General features: G+C 62.8%; 19 protein-coding genes. 9 read left to right on the top strand and 10 right to left on the bottom strand.

Translation table 11 applies throughout. The features are described 5' to 3' along the window. Positions 1-220: 220 nt before the first annotated feature. On the top strand, positions 221-1420 hold the full coding sequence (locus tag DZG07_RS05675) for an aromatic ring-hydroxylating dioxygenase subunit alpha (RefSeq protein ID WP_119815011.1): 1200 nt from the start codon (positions 221-223) through the stop codon (positions 1418-1420). Between the two features lie 207 nt (positions 1421-1627). Here DZG07_RS05675 and DZG07_RS05670 read toward each other — a convergent pair whose 3' ends face one another. Then, positions 1628-3052, bottom strand: a complete 1425-nt coding sequence (locus DZG07_RS05670) for an aminotransferase (RefSeq protein WP_119815009.1) — start codon at positions 3050-3052, stop codon at positions 1628-1630. A gap of 245 nt (positions 3053-3297) precedes the next feature. Here DZG07_RS05670 and DZG07_RS05665 point away from each other — a divergent pair, with 245 nt between their 5' ends. The 4 genes from DZG07_RS05665 to DZG07_RS05650 all read left to right on the top strand — a co-directional run bounded on the left by DZG07_RS05665 (position 3298) and on the right by DZG07_RS05650 (position 6763). Further along, positions 3298-4215: an ABC transporter permease gene (locus DZG07_RS05665; RefSeq protein WP_091909764.1), complete on the top strand. Its 918-nt coding sequence runs from the start codon at positions 3298-3300 to the stop codon at positions 4213-4215. Further along, positions 4212-5033, top strand: a complete 822-nt coding sequence (locus DZG07_RS05660) for an ABC transporter permease (RefSeq protein WP_091909761.1) — start codon at positions 4212-4214, stop codon at positions 5031-5033. Before DZG07_RS05665 ends, DZG07_RS05660 begins: the two co-directional genes overlap by 4 nt. Positions 5034-5055: 22 nt before the next feature. Further along, a complete protein-coding gene (locus DZG07_RS05655) occupies positions 5056-6129 on the top strand; it encodes an ABC transporter ATP-binding protein (protein ID WP_119815006.1) in 1074 nt (357 codons plus the stop codon). A 274-nt stretch (positions 6130-6403) separates the two neighbouring features. Beyond that, positions 6404-6763 (top strand): VOC family protein, encoded by a 360-nt coding sequence (locus tag DZG07_RS05650; protein WP_119815004.1) that lies wholly within the window; start codon positions 6404-6406, stop codon positions 6761-6763. A 237-nt stretch (positions 6764-7000) separates the two neighbouring features. Here the strand turns inward: DZG07_RS05650 and DZG07_RS05645 are convergent, their stop codons facing one another. The 5 genes from DZG07_RS05645 to DZG07_RS05625 form a co-directional block, all read right to left on the bottom strand. Further along, positions 7001-8287: an FAD-dependent oxidoreductase gene (locus DZG07_RS05645; protein ID WP_119815001.1), complete on the bottom strand. Its 1287-nt coding sequence runs from the start codon at positions 8285-8287 to the stop codon at positions 7001-7003. Further along, positions 8284-9351, bottom strand: a complete 1068-nt coding sequence (locus tag DZG07_RS05640; protein ID WP_119821431.1) for an extracellular solute-binding protein — start codon at positions 9349-9351, stop codon at positions 8284-8286. Before DZG07_RS05640 ends, DZG07_RS05645 begins: the two co-directional genes overlap by 4 nt. Positions 9352-9436: 85 nt before the next feature. Then, entirely contained in the window at positions 9437-10519 is a 1083-nt protein-coding gene (locus tag DZG07_RS05635) for an extracellular solute-binding protein (protein WP_091909753.1), read from the bottom strand. A 30-nt stretch (positions 10520-10549) separates the two neighbouring features. Continuing rightward, positions 10550-11248 carry a transcriptional regulator BetI gene (gene betI, locus DZG07_RS05630; protein ID WP_244537714.1) on the bottom strand — a complete coding sequence of 233 codons (699 nt, stop codon included), beginning with the start codon at positions 11246-11248 and terminating at the stop codon, positions 10550-10552. 15 nt (positions 11249-11263) lie between these two features. Continuing rightward, positions 11264-12064 (bottom strand): methyltransferase domain-containing protein, encoded by an 801-nt coding sequence (locus DZG07_RS05625; protein ID WP_119814998.1) that lies wholly within the window; start codon positions 12062-12064, stop codon positions 11264-11266. Positions 12065-12225: 161 nt separating this feature from the next. Here DZG07_RS05625 and DZG07_RS05620 point away from each other — a divergent pair, with 161 nt between their 5' ends. The 4 genes from DZG07_RS05620 to DZG07_RS05605 all read left to right on the top strand — a co-directional run bounded on the left by DZG07_RS05620 (position 12226) and on the right by DZG07_RS05605 (position 17065). Next, on the top strand, positions 12226-13845 hold the full coding sequence (locus tag DZG07_RS05620) for an NAD(P)/FAD-dependent oxidoreductase (RefSeq protein ID WP_119814996.1): 1620 nt from the start codon (positions 12226-12228) through the stop codon (positions 13843-13845). Beyond that, on the top strand, positions 13832-15388 hold the full coding sequence (locus tag DZG07_RS05615; RefSeq protein WP_119814993.1) for an NAD(P)/FAD-dependent oxidoreductase: 1557 nt from the start codon (positions 13832-13834) through the stop codon (positions 15386-15388). Before DZG07_RS05620 ends, DZG07_RS05615 begins: the two co-directional genes overlap by 14 nt. 217 nt (positions 15389-15605) lie before the next feature. Continuing rightward, positions 15606-16817: an aminomethyltransferase family protein gene (locus tag DZG07_RS05610; protein WP_119821430.1), complete on the top strand. Its 1212-nt coding sequence runs from the start codon at positions 15606-15608 to the stop codon at positions 16815-16817. Between the two features lie 2 nt (positions 16818-16819). Continuing rightward, positions 16820-17065, top strand: a complete 246-nt coding sequence (locus tag DZG07_RS05605) for a hypothetical protein (RefSeq protein WP_119814990.1) — start codon at positions 16820-16822, stop codon at positions 17063-17065. A 184-nt stretch (positions 17066-17249) separates the two neighbouring features. On the opposite strand, the gene DZG07_RS05600 is transcribed toward DZG07_RS05605, so the two are convergent. From DZG07_RS05600 to DZG07_RS05585, 4 genes are all read right to left on the bottom strand, one after another. Further along, entirely contained in the window at positions 17250-17552 is a 303-nt protein-coding gene (locus tag DZG07_RS05600) for a GNAT family N-acetyltransferase (protein ID WP_091909734.1), read from the bottom strand. Between the two features lie 7 nt (positions 17553-17559). Continuing rightward, positions 17560-17859 carry a GNAT family N-acetyltransferase gene (locus tag DZG07_RS05595; RefSeq protein WP_091909730.1) on the bottom strand — a complete coding sequence of 100 codons (300 nt, stop codon included), beginning with the start codon at positions 17857-17859 and terminating at the stop codon, positions 17560-17562. Then, positions 17856-18497, bottom strand: coding sequence for an alpha/beta hydrolase (locus DZG07_RS05590; RefSeq protein ID WP_091909728.1), 642 nt, complete (start codon positions 18495-18497; stop codon positions 17856-17858). The genes DZG07_RS05595 and DZG07_RS05590 overlap by 4 nt, the downstream gene beginning before the upstream one ends. Positions 18498-18568: 71 nt before the next feature. Then, positions 18569-19501 carry a VOC family protein gene (locus tag DZG07_RS05585; protein WP_119814988.1) on the bottom strand — a complete coding sequence of 311 codons (933 nt, stop codon included), beginning with the start codon at positions 19499-19501 and terminating at the stop codon, positions 18569-18571. Positions 19502-19669: the final 168 nt, after the last annotated feature.

The raw sequence follows: 19669 nt of genomic DNA, 5'->3' as shown, positions 1-19669 counted from the left end.
CCTCTCTTTCGCTGAAATCAGGCATCGCGCCGGCCCCTCGCCGGCGCGATTTCTTTTGTGACCGCGACGCCCTGTTAAGACGCGGAAAAGTCGAGCTTTTTCCGGCTGCAAGAGCTGCATCAGTCATCCCTGAAATCGGATGATTTTCCGTAAGGCATTGCAATTTAATGGGAAATATGATCTTATTGAATGATAATTCAATAAGAAAAGGGGCGCGCCGATGAACCCGCATATTCGTGACGTGAAGGTTCCCAACGACTGGGACCGGCGCGGGCTGCCCGGCTGGGCCTATCACAGCCCCGCTCTGCTGGAGCTTGAGAAGGAACATATCTTCCGCAATCACTGGCAGATCGCCGGCCATGTCTCTGACGTGCCGAACGGAGGCGATTACCTGACCATGGACGTGGTTGGCGAGCGCGCGCTGATCGTGCGCGGCAAGGACGGCGTCGTGCGGGCTTTTCACAACATCTGCCGTCATCGCGGCAGCCGCGTCGTCGCCGACAATCAGGGCACCTGCAAGAATGCGCTGGTCTGCCCCTTCCACGGCTGGGTCTACAATCTCGACGGCACGCTACGCGGTGCCGCCCGCCCCGGCAGCTTCCCCGAACTCGACAAGGCCGAATTCGGCCTGACGCCGCTGGAACTCGAAATCTGGATGGGCCTGATCTTCGTGCGCTTCCGCAAGGGGCCGCAGCCGTCGGTTGCCGAGTTGTTGAAGCCTTTCGAGGCGGAATTGTCCCACTACGGCATCGCCGATATGGAGCCTTCCTACGGCATCTGGACGCAGACCAGCCCGGTCAACTGGAAGTCCGTTCGCGATGTCGACAATGAAGGCTACCACGTCGCCATGGCGCACCCGGCGCTGCAGGATCTCTATGGCTCGACCTATTTCGACGAGCCCTTCGTCAAGGGCGTCTCGCGCTCCTTCGCAACCTATAACCCGCATGCCGGCCGGCGCTGGAGCGTAAAGCAATACGTCAACATCGCGCCCGAACCGGCACACCTGCCGGACAAGCTGAAGAAGGCCTGGGTCTATTACGGCCTGTTTCCCAATGCGGTGATTTCGGTGATGCCGGAATCGGTGCAGTTCTATCAAGAGTTCCCGCTTTCGACCGGCGAGACACTGCTGCGCGGCGCGATCTACAAATACCGCGACGAGACGCGCGAACAGGCCGTTGCGCGCTACCTGTCTTTCCGCATCGACCGCGAAACCATGTCGGAAGACGTGCAGCTTTCGGTCTGGTCGAATGAATCCATGCTGTCGGAAGCCTTCGCCGGCTTCTACCTCTCCGACCTCGAATACGGCGTGCGCACCCATCACGACCACCTGCGCGCGCAGATACCGGTGCTCGATCTGGAGACAGCGCCCGACGAGAAGGAAATGGCGGGCCAGAATGAGGCCCTGCGATCGCGGGGGTGAGTTGCTCCCTTGGGGGCAATTGCATCGGAAGCACCCCCACCCCTAGCCCCTCCCCACAAGGGGGAGGGGAACTCTGCTGCACGATCGTCCAGCCCCGATCTTCACCGTTCTTGCTGGCAAAAGCGCTCAAGTCGTCCCCTCCCCCTTGTGGGGAGGGGTCAGGGGTGGGGGTGCTTCAAACGCCCCGACGTTGCGGAGAAAAGAGCACTACCCCTGCCACACACCCTCTTTCCGCAAATCGTCCATAGTCCGCGAAATGCCTTCGCGCAGGATGCCGACCATGTCGTCGATCTGTTCCCTGGTGATGGTGAGCGGCGGCGACATCACGCACATGTTGATCAGCGGGCGCACCAGCAGGCCGAGTTCGTGGCAATGCGCGTCGATGCGCTGGCCGACATTGCGGTCGAGCTCCAGCGGGTCCTTGCTGTCGCGGTCGGCGACGCATTCCACGCAGGCCATCAGCCCGACGCCGCGCACTTCGCCCACCAGCGGCAGCTCCTCCAGCGTCTTCAGCTGCGCCTGGAAATAGGGCGTGACCTCTTGCGCATGGGCCAGTACGCCGCCTTCCAGCAAATCGAGATTGGCGAGCGCCACGGCGCAGCCGACGGGATGGCTGGTGTAAGTCAGGCCGTGCGCATACATCGCCGTCGGATGGTTGGAGCGGCGCAAATCCTCAAGCAACCGCTCCGAGACGATCATGCCGCCGAGCGGGAAATAGCCCGAGGTGACGCCCTTGGCAAAGGTGATGATGTCGGGATCGATGCCGAAGACATCTCCCGACGCAAACACATGCCCGAGCCGGCCAAAGGCCGTGACGACCTCGTCGGCGACGAACAGGATATCGTTGTCGCGGCAGATTTTCCGGATGCACCTGAGGTAGCCTTCCGGCGGCACGATGACGCCGCCCGAAGCCTGCACCGGCTCGCCAACGAAGGCGCCGATCCTGTCGGCGCCGATGCGCTTCACAGTTTCCTCGAACTCCGCCACCAGCCGGTCGCAGAAGGCCGCAACGCTCATTCCGGCGGGACGCCGGAATGGATCGGGCGACGACAGTTTGACGATCAGCTCGTCCGCGCCGTCCATCCAGTCACGGTCGCGCGGGCGGCCGTTGAGCGATGCCGACAGATAGGTTGAGCCGTGATAGGCGCCGCCGCGCGACAGGATGAGCTTCTTTTCCGTCCGGCCGCGGACATTGTTGTAGAACTGCATGAAGCGCAGCGCGCTTTCCACCGCCGACGAGCCGCCGGTGGTGAAGAAGACATGGCTGAGATCGCCCGGCGCATGACCCGCGATGCGCTCGGCAAGCACCGCCGAGGGCTCGTTCATCGTGTACCACGGCGTGTTGTAGGAAAGCTGCATCGCCTGATCGTACATGACGCGGGCAAGCTCTTCGCGGCGATGGCCAACATTGACGCACCACATGCCCGCGGGCCCGTCGATCAGGCGCTTGCCGTCGCCGTCGGTGATGTAGATGCCGTCGCCGCTGCCGATCAGGCTGCGCGCCTCCGCGCCGATCTCGCCGGCCTGCGGCCAGGGCTGAACAAGATGGCGCTTGGCGAGATCGACCGCATCCTCGCTTGCCAGCATCTCGATGCCGCCGCCGGCCTTCCACATGTCCTTCACCGCAGCCATTTTCCCTCGCTTTCCCGGCCTGCCCGTCACATTTGCCGCAGTCCGGCATCAATGCAGAAGCAAGCCTTCATTCGGATCATATTGAATGTCCGTTCAATCAATATCACAGAAATAGCGCTTGATTTCAATCCACGGATGGGCTCATGATGAAAGAAAGCCGGCGCACCGAGGGAACGTGACGCCGGCGCGAAAAATGGGATGGCCATGCCGGACACAGAGCCAGCATTTTTATGTGAGCCCCTGCAATGACGGCGGCTGCGGAAGGGGCACCTGCGCTGCAACCCGCGCGGGCTCGAAGAACCTCCCTTCTGCAATCGGAATCGGCCCAGGGCTTTGCCCTTATCAGCCCGACATTCCTCTACGCGCTGGTGCTTTTGGTCGTGCCGATCCTGGTGGTGATCGCGCATAGTTTCTGGACGCAGAACTACCTCACCATCGACCGCACCTTCACGCTGGAAAACTACCGCATCGCGCTGACCGAGCCGATCTACCGCGATCTCCTGATGCGCTCGCTGTGGATTTCGCTGCTGGTCAGCTTTTTCACCGTCGTGCTGGCCTACCCGATCGCCTTCTACATTTCCTTCCACGGCGGACGGCACAAGGGCCTGTGGCTGTTCCTGATCACCATACCCTTCTGGACAAGCTACCTGCTGCGCGTCATGTCGTGGAAGGTCATCCTCGGCTACAATGGCGTGCTCAATTCCGGCCTGCTTGGCCTCGGCATCATCGACGAACCCTCGACCGCCCTGCTCTACAACACCAGCGCCGTCGTCATCACGCTGACCCACGCCTGGGCAGCCTTCGCCATCCTGCCGATCTTCGTCTCGCTCGAAAAGATCGACCGCACGCTGATCGAGGCAGCGACCGATCTCGGTGACGGCCCGCTGCGCCGCTTCATGCGCGTGACGCTGCCGCTGTCGGTGCCCGGCATCGTCTCGGCGATCCTGATTGTCATGATCCCGACGGTGGGCGATTTCGTCACTCCGCGCCTCGTTGGCGGCAAGGATGGCGTCATGATCGCCAACGCCATCCAGGCACAGTTCGGCAAGGGCGCCAACTGGCCGCTGGGGGCCGCCCTTTCGGTGACGACCATGGCGATCGTCACATTGATGGCAGCTGCCACCGTGCTGATCATCCGCTCGGCAGCGAGGCTGGCGCGATGAGCGGGCTGCGCAAGATCCTGTCGAACTGGCTGCCGGCCTATGCCTTCCTCTACATCGTCTTCCTTTACCTGCCGGTGATCTTCCTGCCGATATTCTCGGTCAACACATCGGCCTCGCCGAAATTCCCGCTGAGCGGTTTCACGCTCAAATGGTACGAGGAACTGCCGCACACACCGGCGCTGTTGGACGCGGCCTGGAACAGCCTGATGGTCGGTGTTTCCGCCGCCATCCTGTCTACCGTGCTCGGCATCTGTGCCGCGCGTGCCATCACGCGCTACCGCTTTCCCGGCCGCCGCACCATCAACGGCCTGCTGATGGCGCCGCTGGTGCTGCCGGAAATCATCGTTGCGGTTTCCATGCTGCTGGTCATGCTGCAACTGGGCCTCAGCCTGTCGCTGGTCACGGTCGTGCTCGGCCACGTGCTGGTCTGCATTCCCTATTCGCTGAGCGTGCTGACCTCCGGCTTCGAGGGTTTCGACCGCAGCCTCGAGGAAGCCTCCGCCGACCTCGGCGAATCCGCTTTCGGCACCTTCCGGCGCGTGACGCTGCCGATGGTGGCACCGGCGATCATCTCCAGCCTGCTCGTCTCCTTCACCATCTCGCTCGACGAATTCATCATGGCTTTTTTCCTCACCGGCACGGAATCGACCTTGCCCGTCTATATCTGGGGCCAGTTGCGCTTCGCCTCAAAGCTGCCCGGCGTGCTGGCGCTCGGCACGCTGCTGCTGGTCGGCTCCTTCGTGCTTCTGACCCTTGCCGAAATCCTGCGCCGCCGCGCCGCGCGACGCACCCAGAACACGGGAGGCGTCTTTGCCTGAACGTTCCAAATCCGAACGGCCGATGATCGAGATTTCGCATGTCACGCGCAGCTACGGCGCCTTCAAGGCGCTGGACGATGCCTCGCTGACGATCCGGGAAGGCGAGTTCTTCTCGCTGCTCGGCCCCTCCGGCTGCGGCAAGACCACGCTTCTGCGGATGATCGCCGGCTTCGACAACCCGACCAGCGGCAGCATTGCGGTGGACGGGCAGGAGATGCTGGGCATACCGGCCAACCGCCGCCCGACCAACATGGTGTTCCAGAGCTACGCCATCTTTCCGCATCTCAATGTAGAGCAGAATGTCGGCTACGGCCTGAAGCGCCTGCGGCTGGAAGCGGCGGAAGAGAAGCGCCGCGTCGAGGAGGCCCTGGCGCAGGTGTCGCTGACCGGGCTTGGCAAGCGCGGCGCGACCGAACTCTCCGGCGGCCAGCGCCAGCGCGTGGCGCTTGCCCGCGCGCTCGTCATGCGGCCAAAAGTGCTGCTGCTCGACGAGCCACTGTCGGCACTCGACAAGAAATTGCGCGAGCAGATGCAGGTGGAACTGCGCCGGCTCCAGCAGGCGGTCGGCATCACCTTCATCCTCGTCACCCACGACCAGTATGAAGCGCTGGCCATGTCCGATCGCATCGCCGTGATGTTCGGCGGAAAGATCGCCCAGGTCGCCTCGCCCAAGGAGATCTACCAGCGCCCGGTCAACCGCCAGGTCGCCGACTTCCTCGGTGGCATGAACTTCGTCAAGGCCGAGATCGTCGAGGAAAACGGTGCATCGATGACCGTCGACACACTCGGCTTCGGCCGCGTGAAAACCGAGAAGCCGGCAGCCTTCGTCCGCAACGGCAAGGCCGCCACGCTCGGCATCCGCCCGGAGCGGCTGCGGGTGCTGTGGGACGACGCCCAGGACAAGCACGAGGTCGCGGGCACGGTTGTCGACCGGCACTATTTCGGCGAGATCACCCACCTCATCGTCGACATACCGGGGCTGGAAAAGCCGCTGTCGGTGACGGAGACCAACAATTTCGGCGCCGACGATATCCCGGTCGGCGCGCCGATCAGGCTGGCCTACGATCCCGACGCGCTGGTGGCGATGGCGGATTGATTGCGTCTCTCGTTGCCGGTTTTGCCCTTCGAATTCCCCTCTCCGTCTCGGCTTCGCCGAGCCACCTCTCCCCGCAAGCGGGGCGAGGAACCCAAGTTTTGGAAGGCTGCTGCATGTCAGGATCTAGGTTCCTCGCCCCATGAAATGGGGAGAGGTGGCTCGGCGAAGCCGAGACGGAGAGGGGAATATGCCGTCAGCCAGTTGCGTTACCGTCCCTGACAGACGATCCTGAAAGCTTCCGATCGCTACCCGGTCAATCATTGACGGACACCCCATGACCATAACCGCCATCGACCACGTCCAGCTTGCCATGCCGGCTGGCGAGGAAAGCTCGGCGCGGCGTTTCTACAACGAACTGCTCGGCATTCCCGAAGTGGCAAAACCCGCCCCGCTTGCAGCGCGCGGCGGTTGCTGGTTCGAGCAAGGCACGGTGAAAATCCACCTCGGCGTCGAGGCCGATTTCAGGCCCGCCCGCAAGGCGCATCCGGCGTTGCTGGTGGACGATCTTGCAGCCTTGTCGAAGAAGCTCGAGGCGGCGGGATGTAAGGTAACCCCGGATGACGCACTGGAAGGCATCGAGCGCTGCTTCGTCAGCGATCCGTTCGGCAACAGAATTGAGTTGATCCAGGGCTAGACGCTGGCCGGCTGTAATGGCCGTGCGTCCTTCGAGGCTCGCTACGCTCGCACCTCAGGATAAGGGAGGTTGGCGCTTCCATCCTTGCACCAAGTCCTGTTGAGCAGACTTTTCAGACCTTGGGGTGAAGCGCGCAAACCCTCACATCCTGAAGCGCACTCCCTCCCTCATCCTGAGGTGCGAGCGCAGCGAGCCTTGAAGGACGCACCAACTACCTTGGGAAAACAGCAGAGAGCCTCAAACCCGCTCCTTCAACCGATCAACCACCACCCTTGCCCCGATCCGCCCCGCAATGATCGCGCCTTCGATATAGCCGGGGAAGGATGGCGACAGTTCAGAGCAGGCGAAGCTGACCGGCCCTGCTCCCCGACGCAACACGTCTTCCGCATCTCTCGCTGCGGCATCGGCGACGACGTCGGAATAGGCCCCACCGCTCCAGCGATCGTTCGACCAGTCGCGCGACAGCATGTCGAGCGGCTGTGCTGCATCCGGCCCCAATGCCTTCGATAGCTTCGCCAGCAACGCCTGTCGCAAACCGTCCTCGCCCAACGCGCCCCATTCGAGCGCCAGCCTGCCGCCAACGAATACCACGAGTGCCGCATGGTCATCGTCGCGGCTGGCGTCGCAGGCATAGAGCCCGTGCGGCTCCAGCCAGAAAACGCTGCCGCTGAGACCGGCCCGACGCCAAAACGGCTCGCGGTAGCGCAGCAGGAGTTTTATCACCGTCCCGCTCTTCCAGACTTCGAGCGCATGGCGTGTATCGGCTGGCAAAGGCGGCGCGAAGACGATGCGCCGAGCCACCACCGGCGGCACCGCCACGATCACCTCGCGGGCGGAAAAACTTTCACCGCCGGCATGCACGACCACGCCATCTTCTCCGGTTTCGATCCGATCGACCGGACAACCAAGCCGCAGCGACGCTCCCAGCGGGCGGGCCAGATCGGCGGCCAGCGAATGCATCGTCTCCTTCAGGAAATACTGGAGTTCGAAGACCTCATTGGTGATGCGGCGATCATTGCTGATGAGATACCACAGCGGCACATTCTCGATCGGCTGGCACCACAGGCCCTCGATGGAGGATTGAAAGCCGCTTTTCGCATCGGCGCGGTCGGGCTGCTTGTCCAGCCATGCGCCGACGCTGAGACCGTCGATGGAGGGATCGTCGGGATCGATACCGTTCATGCGATCGCGTATCGCCGTCACGCGTTCGTACAAATTGTCGAAGTCGGATTCACCCGACGGCCCTGGCTGAACGGCCATGCCGCCCTGGACATAGGATTCCACCAGCGTCTTTCCGTGCTGCTTCGCCAGCGCCATCACCTCCGGCATGTCTTCGCACAGGAATTGCCCGCCTGTGTCAATCGCCTCGCCAAGGCCGTTGACCATGGCCTCGACGCGCCCGCCCACCCTGTCGCGCGCCTCCAGCACGACGAAGCTTCGACCTGCGTCGCGCAGTTCAAGCGCCGCCGACAGGCCGGTGAAACCGGCCCCGACAATGACGGCATCGTAGCGCTTGCTGCTCAATACCCGGCCTTGATCTTCTCGAACTCGGCGATCATCTTCGCCTTGAGTTCATTGGGCAGAGGCGACTGGAACAGCGTCTTGTCGAGGAACTTGCCGATGTCCTGAAAACCCTTTTCCGTCAGCACGGCAGGGTCGATCGCCGCCATGCCCTTGGCGTTGGCATGGCCGTATCCGAACTCGCCGACCATATAGTTCGAAACCTCGGGCGTGTTGCGGGCATTGATGAAATCATAGGCCTTGTCGAGGCTGCCCGGCGCGTCCTTCAGCAGCACATAACCGCAGACCCAGGTGGAAAGCCCTTCCTTGGTATCGCGCTTCATGTCGATCGCGACGCCTTCCTTCTTCCCCGAAACGACCGTCTCGTTCCAGCCCCAGGCGAGGTCGATCTCGTCATTGCCAAAGGCCTGGTTGATGTCGGTGCTGTCGGTCCAGTAGAGGCGGACGTTCTTGTGCACTTCGCGCAGGAAATCGGACGCCTGTTTGAACTGCTCATCAGTCATCTGCGTCCAGTCCCGCAAGCCGATGACGAGACTGGCCAAGGCATAGGCATCGTCGACATTGTCGTCGATCGAGACGCGGTCTTTGAACTTTGGGTCGGCGAATATCCGCAGCGACTGCGCTTCTTCGGGCGTGACCTTGTCGGTGCGGTAGATGAGCGCCGTGTTGCCCCAGTCGAACGGCAGGAACCACGCCTGCCCATCATCCGAGGTCATCAGGTCCTTCATGCCCATGATGCCGGGCAGGATATCGTTCCAGCCGGGAATGCGGGCGGTGTCGAGCGGGCGCAGCAGCCCGGCCTCGCGCCACTTCACCACATTCTGCGAACAGGGATGGCCTATGTCGGCCTTGAAGCCGGCGCGCATCTTCTCAAAAGCTTCATCCTCATCGCCGAAGAAGGCGAACTGCGGCGGCTCGGGATATTTGGCCGTATAGGCCGGGTTGAGCAGCGGGTCCTCATAGCCCGACCATTCGAAGACGATCGGATCGTCCGCCGCCAGGGCCGGGGCGGACAGCCCCGCGGCGAAAGCCGCGGCAAGGAATAGACGACGAACGACTGGCTGCATGAACAACACCCCCGCGCTGAAACGTCCCGTCCAGAGAATGCTTTCCCGCTGACCGCGTCAACAGGAAAGCTGACGATCCGGCGGCTCAGTAGCCGGCCTTGATCTTCTCGAACTCGGCGATCATCTTCTGCTTGAGTTCGCTTGGAACGGGCGACTGGAACAGCGTCTTGTCGATGAACTTGTCGACATCGGCATAGCCTTTTTCCGCCAGCACTTCGGGATCGACGGTCGCCATGCCCTTGGCATTGGCCTGGCCGTATCCCCAGTCGCCGACCATATACTGTGCGACCTTGGGGTCGTTCACCGCGTTGAGATAATCATAGGCTTTTTGCTCGGAGCCCGGCGCATCCTTGTAGCGGACATAGCCGCAGACCCAGGTGGAAATGCCCTCCGCCGTGTCGCGCTTGTTCTTGATCGGCGCGCCAGCGGCTGCGGACTGTACCGCTGCGTCATTCCACGCCCAGGCGAGATCGACCTCGCCGCCGCTCATCGCCTGCACGATTTCGGTGGTGTCGGTCCAGTAGAGGCGGACGTTCTTGTGCACCTCGCGCAGGAAATCGGACGCCTGCTTGAACTGCTCGTCGGTCATCTGCGTCCAGTCCTTCAGTCCGATGACGAGGCTCGCCAGCGCATAGGCGTCGTCGACATTGTCGCCGATCGAGACGCGGTCCTTGAACTTCGGATCGGCGAAAGCCTTCAGCGACTGGACGTCCTTCTCGTCGACCTTTTCGGAATTGTAGGTGAGTGCGGTGTTGCCCCAGTCCCAAGGCATGAACCAGGCCTTGCCGTCCTCGGTGGTGGCGAGGTTCTTCATCGCCATGATGCCGGGGTTGAGATCGTTCCAGCCGGTGATCTTCGACGTGTCCAGCGGCTGCAGCAGGCCGGCCTCGCGCCATTTGGTCACGCTTTGCGAGCAGGGGTGCCCGAGGTCAGCCTTGAAGCCTGCGCGCACTTTCTCGAAGGCTTCGTCCTCATCGCCGAAGAAGGTGAAGGTCGGCGAATCGCCGTTTTTCTCGACATATCCTGGATGGAAGGACGGCTCCTCATAGCCGGACCAGTCGAAGATGATCAGGTCCTTGTCGGCCGCAGTGGCCATGCCCACGGCATAGGCCGAAAGCGCGCCGGCAAGGGCAAGCGTGGTTGAAAGCCTTCTGATAAGTCGCGTCATCGTTCCATCCTCTGTCTTATGATTATGGGGTCATGCGATCTTGCGCGCGCCAGCCTCCTCGCGCGAAAAATGCTTCGGAAAGACCGAAGCGAGATAGTCCGTAGCCGCCTGATGCGCGGTTTCGCGCGTGACGTTTTCCGCCGCCATCATCAGGCGCAGCCACAGGCCTTCCAGCATGGCGCTCAGACCGAGCGCGGTTGCCTCAGGCTCGTAGCCATAGCCGCCGTCATGTTTCAGGCGGACGCAGAGATCGACGACCGTCTGCTGATAATCCTTGTCGCGCGAGCCGCTGAGCGCCTGATAGGTCGGGCGCGACTTGGCCTCGCCCCAGAAGGCGCACCATGCGGCCAGCTTGCGCTTGTTGCAGACCGAGCGGTCGAAATCGGCGGCGACCAGCGCCTGAAGCTGGCGCGCCGGATCGTCGCCGGCTTTCATGAGTGCTGCGCGCCAATGCGCGGAATACTCGTCATACATATGCTGCAAGGTCGCGATCAGCAGCTTTTCCTTGCTCTCGAAATGGAAGTTGACGATGCCGCGCGACAGGCCGGCGCCATCGGCGACATCGGCCATCGTGGTGTCGGAATAGCCGCGCTTGGCCAGCGAATCGATCGTCGCCTCGATCAACTGCAGCTGCCGCGTTTCCTTGGACGCCTTGCGCCCACGCTTTTCGGCCTCGCTTCTTTCGGGGCCTGCTTCCTTCACTGTTGCCGTCTTCATCGCTGCTGCCATGCTCCACATCGCCGGCTAACGTCCCTCGTCCGGCTTCCATCCGCGCAGATGAGTGGGACGGTGCTCGCCACTGTCAAGAACCTTCTGCATGGCTTCCCAGGTCTTGATGTTCTTGTCGACATAATCGCTGCCGACCGCAGCCGCGACCGGCTCGTAGAGCGGCCCCTTCAGCCGCGCCAGCTCGCCGCGCGCCACCTCGCGATACCAGGGATTGCGATCGGTAACCGCAATGTCGCGGAAACCCGCATCCTCCATCGCCTTTCGATAATGCGCCGGCGAGCGCATGGTGAAGGAGAGCCCCTCAGCGGCGATATAGGCTTTCATTTCCGGCGACGGCTCGCCGTCATGACCGATCATCCAGTTGGAAGCGGCAAACACGCCGCCCGGTTTCAGCACGCGAAAGATTTCGGCAAACAGGGCATGCTTGTCCGGCACATGCAGAAGCGCATCCTTGGAAAACACCATGTCGAAGGAAGCATCGGCAAAAGGCAGCGCCCCCGGCGGCGCCTGCACGAACTTGGTCCTCGCCGACAGGCCGCGCTCAGCCGCGCGCTTTGTGGCGACGGCGATGACGGGTTCTTCCACGTCGAAGCCTGTCACATGACCGGCGTCATGGTTCTCGACGAAGTGCAGCGCAATGCCGCCCGCGCCGCAGCCTATGTCCAGTATCCGCCTGCCGCCAAGCGAAAGGCCTTCGACCACGCGGTCGACTTCCCCCGGCCCGCCGGGCGACAGATAGCCCTCGCCCCACAGCGCCTCCAGGAAGCGGATGGCGGTGTCGTCATATTCCGGCGCGGCGTCTGCCGTCTCGATCATTGTTCCCCGTCCAAGCCAAAGGTTTTCAACGTCGAAATTTCTCCAAAGCCTACTCCACTCCCGTCAAAACGCAATGTCATTTGTTGAACATTCATTCAAAATCTCTGGACAGAGGCGCCACCTCCGTGCCAGATTTGCAGAAAATAAAAGCGGGAACCTGCATGAAGAAATGGGACGCCATCGTCATCGGCGCGGGGCACAACGGGCTCGTCAACGCCTGCTATCTCCAACGCGCCGGGCTCGACGTGCTGGTGGTGGAAAAGAACGACTGGATCGGCGGCGCCGCCGTCAGCCGGTCGCTGACGCCGGGCTTCCTCTACTCCAACTGCTCCTATGTCTGCTCGCTGTTCCGGCCCGAGATCATGCGCGATCTGGAACTGCCGCGTTTCGGCCTTCAGGTCATCTCCTATGAGGGCGGCGCGGTGTTCACGCAGGAAGGTGACTATCTCGCCAACTACCGCGACCACCATGCCCATCGCCGCGAATTCGCCCGCTTCTCCGCCCGCGACGCCGAGGCCTACGATCGCTACGCCCGCGACGTGACGCGGCAGTGCCGCTTCATCCAGCCACTGCTGATGCGCACCGCGCCCGACCCGACGAGCTTTCGCCCGCGCGATATTTCCGAGCTGCTCTATCTTGGCAAGAAATTCGCCGGGCTGGGCGCGGCCGAAATGGCCGACACACTGCGCTTCTGGACCATGTCGATCTCCGACTTCCTCGACGAGTATTTCGAGACCGACGTGATCAAGGCCAATTTCGCGCTGTCCGGCATCATCGGTACCGCGCTTGGGCCGATGTCGCCCGGCACGGCTTACGTTCTGCTGCACCACTATATGGGCGAGGTCGACGGCTCGGTCGGGGCCTGGGGCTATGCCCGCGGGGGCATGGGCGCGGTGACCAAGGCGCTGGCAGATTCATTCCGCGCTTCGGGCGGCACCATCCGCACCGGGGCAGAGGTCGAGCAGGTTCTGGTCAGGAACGGCAAGGCGCGCGGGCTGGTGCTGGCCGACGGCGAGGAGATTTACGGCGATCTCGTCGTCTCCAATGCCGATGTGAAGCGCACCTTCCTCAAGCTGGTCGAGGAAAAGGAACTGCCCGAAATCTTCCTGCGGCGCGTGAAAAACTTCAAGATGCGCGGCTCGTCGGGCAAGGTGAACATCGCGCTGGATTCGCTTCCCGAATTTCCGGCCCTGCCGAAGGATTCGCCCTGCTATCGCGGCGACATGCATTTCACCGACTCGGTCGAGCGCATGGAGCGCGGCTATGACGACTGGAAGGCCGGGCGCTGGTCGGCAGACCCCTTCCTCGACATGGTCATCCCGACCACGCTCGACCCGACCATGGCTCCGCCCGGCAAGCACTTCATGAGCTGCTTCGTGCAATATTGTCCGCCCAAGGTGGAAGGCCGCGACTGGACGGACGCCGACCGCGACGCCTTCGGCGAAACGGTGATCTCGCAGATCGCCGATTATTCGCCGGGCTTCCGCGACCACATCGTGCATATGGAAGTGCGCACCCCACGCGAACTCGAGGCTGAAGTCGGCCTCACCGAGGGCAACATTTTCCAGGGCGAGCTGACCTTCGACCAGCTTCTGTTCAACCGCCCGGTGCCCGGCTACGCGCAATACCGCTCGCCGGTCGACGGGCTCTATATGTGCGGCTCCTCCACCCATCCCGGCGGCGGCGTGATGGGCGCACCGGGGCGCAACGCAGCCAGTGAAATTCTGCGCGACCTGTCACGCGGCACCAAACATATGAGCCCGGCCCATGACGTCATTTGATGCAATCGTCATAGGCGGCGGCCACAATGGGCTGGTCGCGGCGGCAACGCTGGCCAAAAGCGGACGCAAGACGCTGGTTCTTGAAGCGGCAATCGAAGTCGGCGGTGCGGCGCGTACTGAAGAATTCGCGCCGGGCTTTCGCGTTTCCTCCGCACATCTGCTGAACCGGCTGCACCCGGAGGTGGTGAAAACGCTGGAGCTTGAACGGCACGGCTTGTCCTTCGGCCCGATCGTGCCCAGCGTGGCGCTGTCGCGCGACCGCCACCCGCTGACATTGCACGGCGCCTATGGCGAAACGCTCACCGGCACGTCCGCTTCCGAACAGGCCGCATGGACGGAATTCCGCGCGCAGCTTCTGCGTTACGCCGGCATCTTGAAGCCGCTGCTGGCGCGGCGTCCGCCCGACCTCGGCAACATGTCGTTGATGGAGACGTCGGCCTTCGCCATGACCGGCCTGTCGCTGCGCCGGCTGGGCAAGGAAGACATGCGCGACTTCCTGCGCATGCTCCTGATGAACGTTTCCGACGTCACCGACGAGCATCTCGAGGACGACCGGCTGAAGGGCCTGCTCGCCTTCGACGCCACGCTGGGCAGCCATCTCGGGCCACGTTCACCGACCTCGTTGCTCGGCCTTTATTATCGCCTCGCCGGCGAGATCGGCGGCCAGCCCGGCGCTCAGGCGCTGCCTGCCGGAGGCATGGGCGCGGTCATCGCCGCGATCCTCAGCGCGGCGAAATCAGCCGGCGTCAGCGTCCGCGCCGATGCTCCGGCCATGAAAATCCTGATCGAGAAGGGCCGCGCCGCTGGCGTGATTCTCGACAGCGGCGAGGAAATCCGCGCGAAGACCATCGTCTCGGCGATCAACCCGAGCACCACTTTCGTCGACCTCGTCGGCACCCGCGAGATCGATACCGGCTTCGTGCGGCGGGTAAGCAATATCCGCATGAAGGGCAACGTCGCCAAGCTGCATCTGGCGCTCGACCGGCCGCCCGAATTCGCAGGCGTCGATGCAGCCGGCCACCGTGGCCGCCTCGTCATTGCACCGTCCTCCGACCACGTCGAGCGCGCTTTCAACCCGGCGAAATATGGTGAGTTCTCACCAGAGCCGGTGATGGAGATCACGCTGCCAAGCCTTGCCGACACATCGCTTGCGCCAAACGGCGCCTGCGTGCTTTCGGCCATCGTGCAATATGCGCCCTATGCGCTGAAAGAGGGTTGGGAGACCGGCAAGCCGAAATTCCTCAAGGCGATCATGGCGCAGCTTGAGCTTTACGCACCCGGCATCGGCAAGCTCGTGCGTCATGCCGAACTGCTGACGCCGGCCGACATCGAGACACGCTACCGTATGCCCGGCGGCCACTGGCACCATGGTGAGCTGCAGGCCGACCAGATGATGATGTCGCGCCCGGCCTTCGGCGCCGCCGGCTATGACACGCCGATCGACGGACTTTATCTCTGCGGCGCAGGCTCGCATCCGGGCGGCGGCATCTCCGGCGTGCCGGGGCTGAACGCGGCGCGGCGGATTTTGCAGATGAGGGGGTAGATATGGAACGTCAGCGCTGCCCCTCATCCGCCTGCCGGCACCTTCTCCCCGTAAACGGGGAGAAGAAGGTTGGCCGCAACGTTACCGCTTCTCCTTCTCCCCGTCACTATACGGGGAGAAGTGCCCGACAGGGCGATGAGGGGCAGCGCAAACCTTTTGTGCCCAAGCACGGAGGTCTTTCATCGTGAACCGCGTAACGCTGCCAAAGACACTGGCGATGGCAAATCCACGCCTCGCCACCCAATCCCACTTCCGCACGCTGCGCCTCGGCACGCCGTTCCAGCCGCGCATCGACGCGTTGATGAAAACCAACGACTGGTACGACTGGGGCGGCTATCGCGCACCGGCGTCGCTGTGGGACGAGGAACTGGAATATTTCGCCATCCGTAGCCAGGCCGCGCTGTTCGACATCTCACCAATGGTGAAATACCGCATCGAGGGACCGGACGCGGAAGATTTCCTCAACCGCGTCACCTTGCGCGACGTGGCAAAGCTGAAGTCCGGCCGTGTCCATTACACAGCATGGTGCGATGATGAAGGCCATGTGCTCGACGACGGCACGCTGTTCCGGCTGGCGCCTGATCGTTTCCGCCTGTGCTGCCAGGAGCGGCATTTGCCCTGGCTGCTCGACAGCGCCATCGGCTTCGACGTTTCCCTATCGGAGGAAACCGAAACCGTCGCCGGGTTGGCTCTGCAAGGCCCGACTTCCTTTGCCGTCCTGCGCGAGGCCGGCTTTGCCGGTATCGAAAAGCTGAAGGTCTTCGACCTCGCCGAATTCCCGCATGAGGGTAGCCGCATCACCATCTCGCGCACCGGCTTCACCGGCGATCTCGGCTATGAGCTTTTCGCGCCGGCTGAACTGGCACTCTCCCTATGGGACAGGTTGTGGAAAGCAGGGAAGCTTCGGGGCATCCGCGCCATCGGCTACACCGCGCTCAATCGCGCACGGCTGGAAGCCGGGCTGATCGTCGCAAACGCCGATTTCGTCACGGCCGAACACGCAATCCGCCCCGACCGCGTGCGCATGCCCGACGAGATCGGGCTCGGTTTCATGGTCGATCTGGAAAAGGGCCATTTCAACGGTCGCCGCGCCATTGCGCAGGCGCGCGCCAAGGGCTCGATGCGCCATGTGCTGGTCGGGCTGGAGATCGAGGGCAACATTCCAGCCGAGCACGCCATCGTCTATCATAAGCAAAAGAAGGAGGTCGGGCTGGTCAGCGCCGCCATCTGGTCGCCGATGGCCAAGCGCAACATTGCGCTGGCGAGCCTTTCGCGACCCTATGGCGACACGATCACCGACGACCTCTGGGTCGAGATTTATGCCATGCGCGAACTCAGATATGAGCGACTGATGAAGCGGGCCAGGATCGTGCCGCGGCCCTTCATCAAGCTCGACCGGCGCACCGCCAATCCGCCGTCGGATTTCTGACCATGGCAGAGCCCGACGCCGAACTTGCCGAGCAGTGGGCGCTGGTCAACACGCCGCTCGGCGAGGACTGGTCGGGCCGCACCCGATATGCGGCGGCGATGTATTTCCACAAGCGCGGCGACATGAGCGCTGAAACGCTCGAGGTCTATCGCATCTGCGCGCGCCTCGACGCCGAAGACCCGCTGCCCATCATCCGCGACCGTGGAGTGGGCAAGGAGTGGTTGAGGAAGATCGCGGGTGAACCGTAAAACTTGACGGCCCAACCGCGCGCGTCATCCCGGAACGCTGCGAAGCGCAGCGGAGCAAGCATATCCGGGACCCATTCCGTACTCTTGCCGGCTCACGGAATGGGTCCCGGCTCTTCCCTCGCTTCGCTGGGTCGGCCGGGATGACCTTGACGTTGGCGCAGTCCCTCCAGGGACACACAAACCATCAACGCTTCAGCACATCGTCCCAAGCCGGGCTCAGCCGCGCGAACTCGTCGGCCACGAACCAGCATGCCGGCGTGATCTTCAGCCCCTTCGCCCGTGCGTCGCCAAACAGCCTTTCGACAAGCTGCTCGGCAACGCCATCGCCACGATAAGGCACCGGCACGAAGGTATGGTCGGCGATGATATGGCCGGGGCCGCTGTCGACATAGGTCAGGCGCGACTCCTCGCCATTGGGCATGGAGACAAAATAGCGCCCGCCCTTCGCCGTCTGCTCGAACTGGATATCGACCGGTTGCGCGTCCATGCCAGCCTCAGCTCTTCAACACATCCGCCCATTCCGGATGCCGTTTGAACTGGGCATTGGCGAACGGGCAAAGCGGAATGATCTTCTTGCCGGAAGCCCGTGCTTCCTCGACCGCGCGCGTCACCAGCCTCAAGCCGGCACCCTGCCCGCGAAACGCGTCCGGCACCTCGGTATGGTCGATGATCATCAGATGCTCGCCGGCTTTGCTGAAGGTCATCTCGGCCTCCGCGCCACCGGGGCCGCGCAAAAAGTAGCGGCCCTTGGAGCCGGTCTCTTCCAGTTGGATTTCGGGTGTCTGGTCGGTCATGTCCGGGCTCCTGCTGTGTTTGCCGTGGCGCGATAGGGTGCGAGAAATGCGCGGGCCGCCACGATTTCGTTCTGCCGCATTTCGTGCCCGCCTTCGTGCCACTCCAATGTGACATCGGCGCCGTCGGCGCGCAGATAGCTGTCGAGCCGCGAGGTCAGGTTTGGCGGGCAGATCGGGTCGTGATGACCGGCGGTGATGAGGACGCGCTTAGCCGTCAGACTGCCCTTCACTTCGGGTTCGAACGGGATCAGCGGATGCATCAGCACCACCGCATCGAACAGCTTCGGTTCGGCAAACAGCAGCGATGCCAGGATGTTCGCGCCATTGGAAAAGCCGAGACCAATCACGGACGACGGTTTGGCTTCCTTGATATGGGCCTTGACGAAGCCGGCCATTTTCTTGGTCCGCTCGGCCAGATCGTCCATGTCGTAGACGCCCTCGCCGGTGCGGCGGAAGAAGCGCGCCGCACCCAGCTCGGAGACGTCGCCGCGCGGCGAGATCGCTGCCACGCCGGGCAGCAGGTCGAGCGCCAGGCCCAGCATCTGGTTTTCGTTGCCGCCCGTTCCATGGAACAGAAAGGCGAGCGGCCCGCCCGATGTGCCGGGCAATGAGGTGTAGGTATAGGCATCCTTGGACATGATGTTCCTCGCATTATGGGCATAGCCTAACCGAGCCGGAAAAATCCGGCTCGGACTTTTTTGTGTGGCCGTCAGTCGCCAAGCGGCTGCAGGTTCTTTTCGAGATAATCGCGAAGGTGCGCATGCTGGCTCGGCAGCTTCAGCGCCTCACCGAGATGCGCCGTATCTTCGTCGCGGTCGAAGCCCGGCTCATTGGTCGAGACCTCGAACAACACGCCGCCCGGCGTGCGGAAATAGATCGCCCAGAAATAATCGCGATCGATCACCGGCGTCACCTGGTGGCCCGTATCCATCAGCGCCTTGCGCACTTCAAGCTGCTTGGCCCTGTTCTCGACGGCGAAGGCGACGTGATGCACCGAGCCGGCGCCGAGATTGGCGAAACCCACACCCGGCAGGCTTTCGATGTCGACGACATCGGCACCATTGCCGCCCCTTACTGCCAGCCGCTTCACATTGCCGGCGGTCTCGACCTCCTCGTAGCCCATGAACTTCAGCAGCTCCTCGGTCGCGCCGCCATCCTTGAGGCGCAGCGATACGGAATGGAACCCGCGGATCGCCTCGTCGCCGGGCACGCCGCCCTTGGTCCAGGGTGCGCGGCTGTCGTTCTTGGCTTCGACAAGCGCAAAGCCGTCGCCGTCAGGCCCGTCGAAGGCCAGCCGGTTCTCGCCGAACACGGTCTCGCGCTTCAGGCCAGTAACGCCCTGCTCGGCAAAGCGCTTTTCCCAGTAGCCGAGCGTGCCTTCGGGAACCGAATAGACCGTCGTGCCGACCTCTCCGGTGCCGTGGCTGCCCTTGCCGATATTCGGGAAGGGGAAATAGGTCATCACCGAACCCGGAGTGCCAAGTTCGTCGGCATAATAGAGATGATAGACATCCGGCGCGTCGAAATTGACCGTCTTCTTGACTCGGCGCAGGCCGAGCTTGTGGGTGAAGAAGTCGTTGTTCTGGCGCGCATCCTTCGCCATCGATGTGACGTGGTGCAGGCCTTTGATCTGGTCAAGCATGTTCTTTGCTCCCGTTTTCGCCGTGCAGCGCTTGCTGCTTCATGCACCCATATGTCGGTCAAACCGGCTCGGGGGAAAGACGGCAATGACAGAATGGACTGTATCCGTTTTGTGAACGATTGGTCGAAGACTGTTCACTATCGAAGTCATCCGATGACACTTGCGCGG

The organism is Mesorhizobium sp. DCY119, assembly GCF_003590645.1.
GTDB lineage: Bacteria > Pseudomonadota > Alphaproteobacteria > Rhizobiales > Rhizobiaceae > Mesorhizobium_M.
Note: the sequence above shows the minus strand (reverse complement) of the source record. Positions and strands in the feature narration are given on the sequence as shown.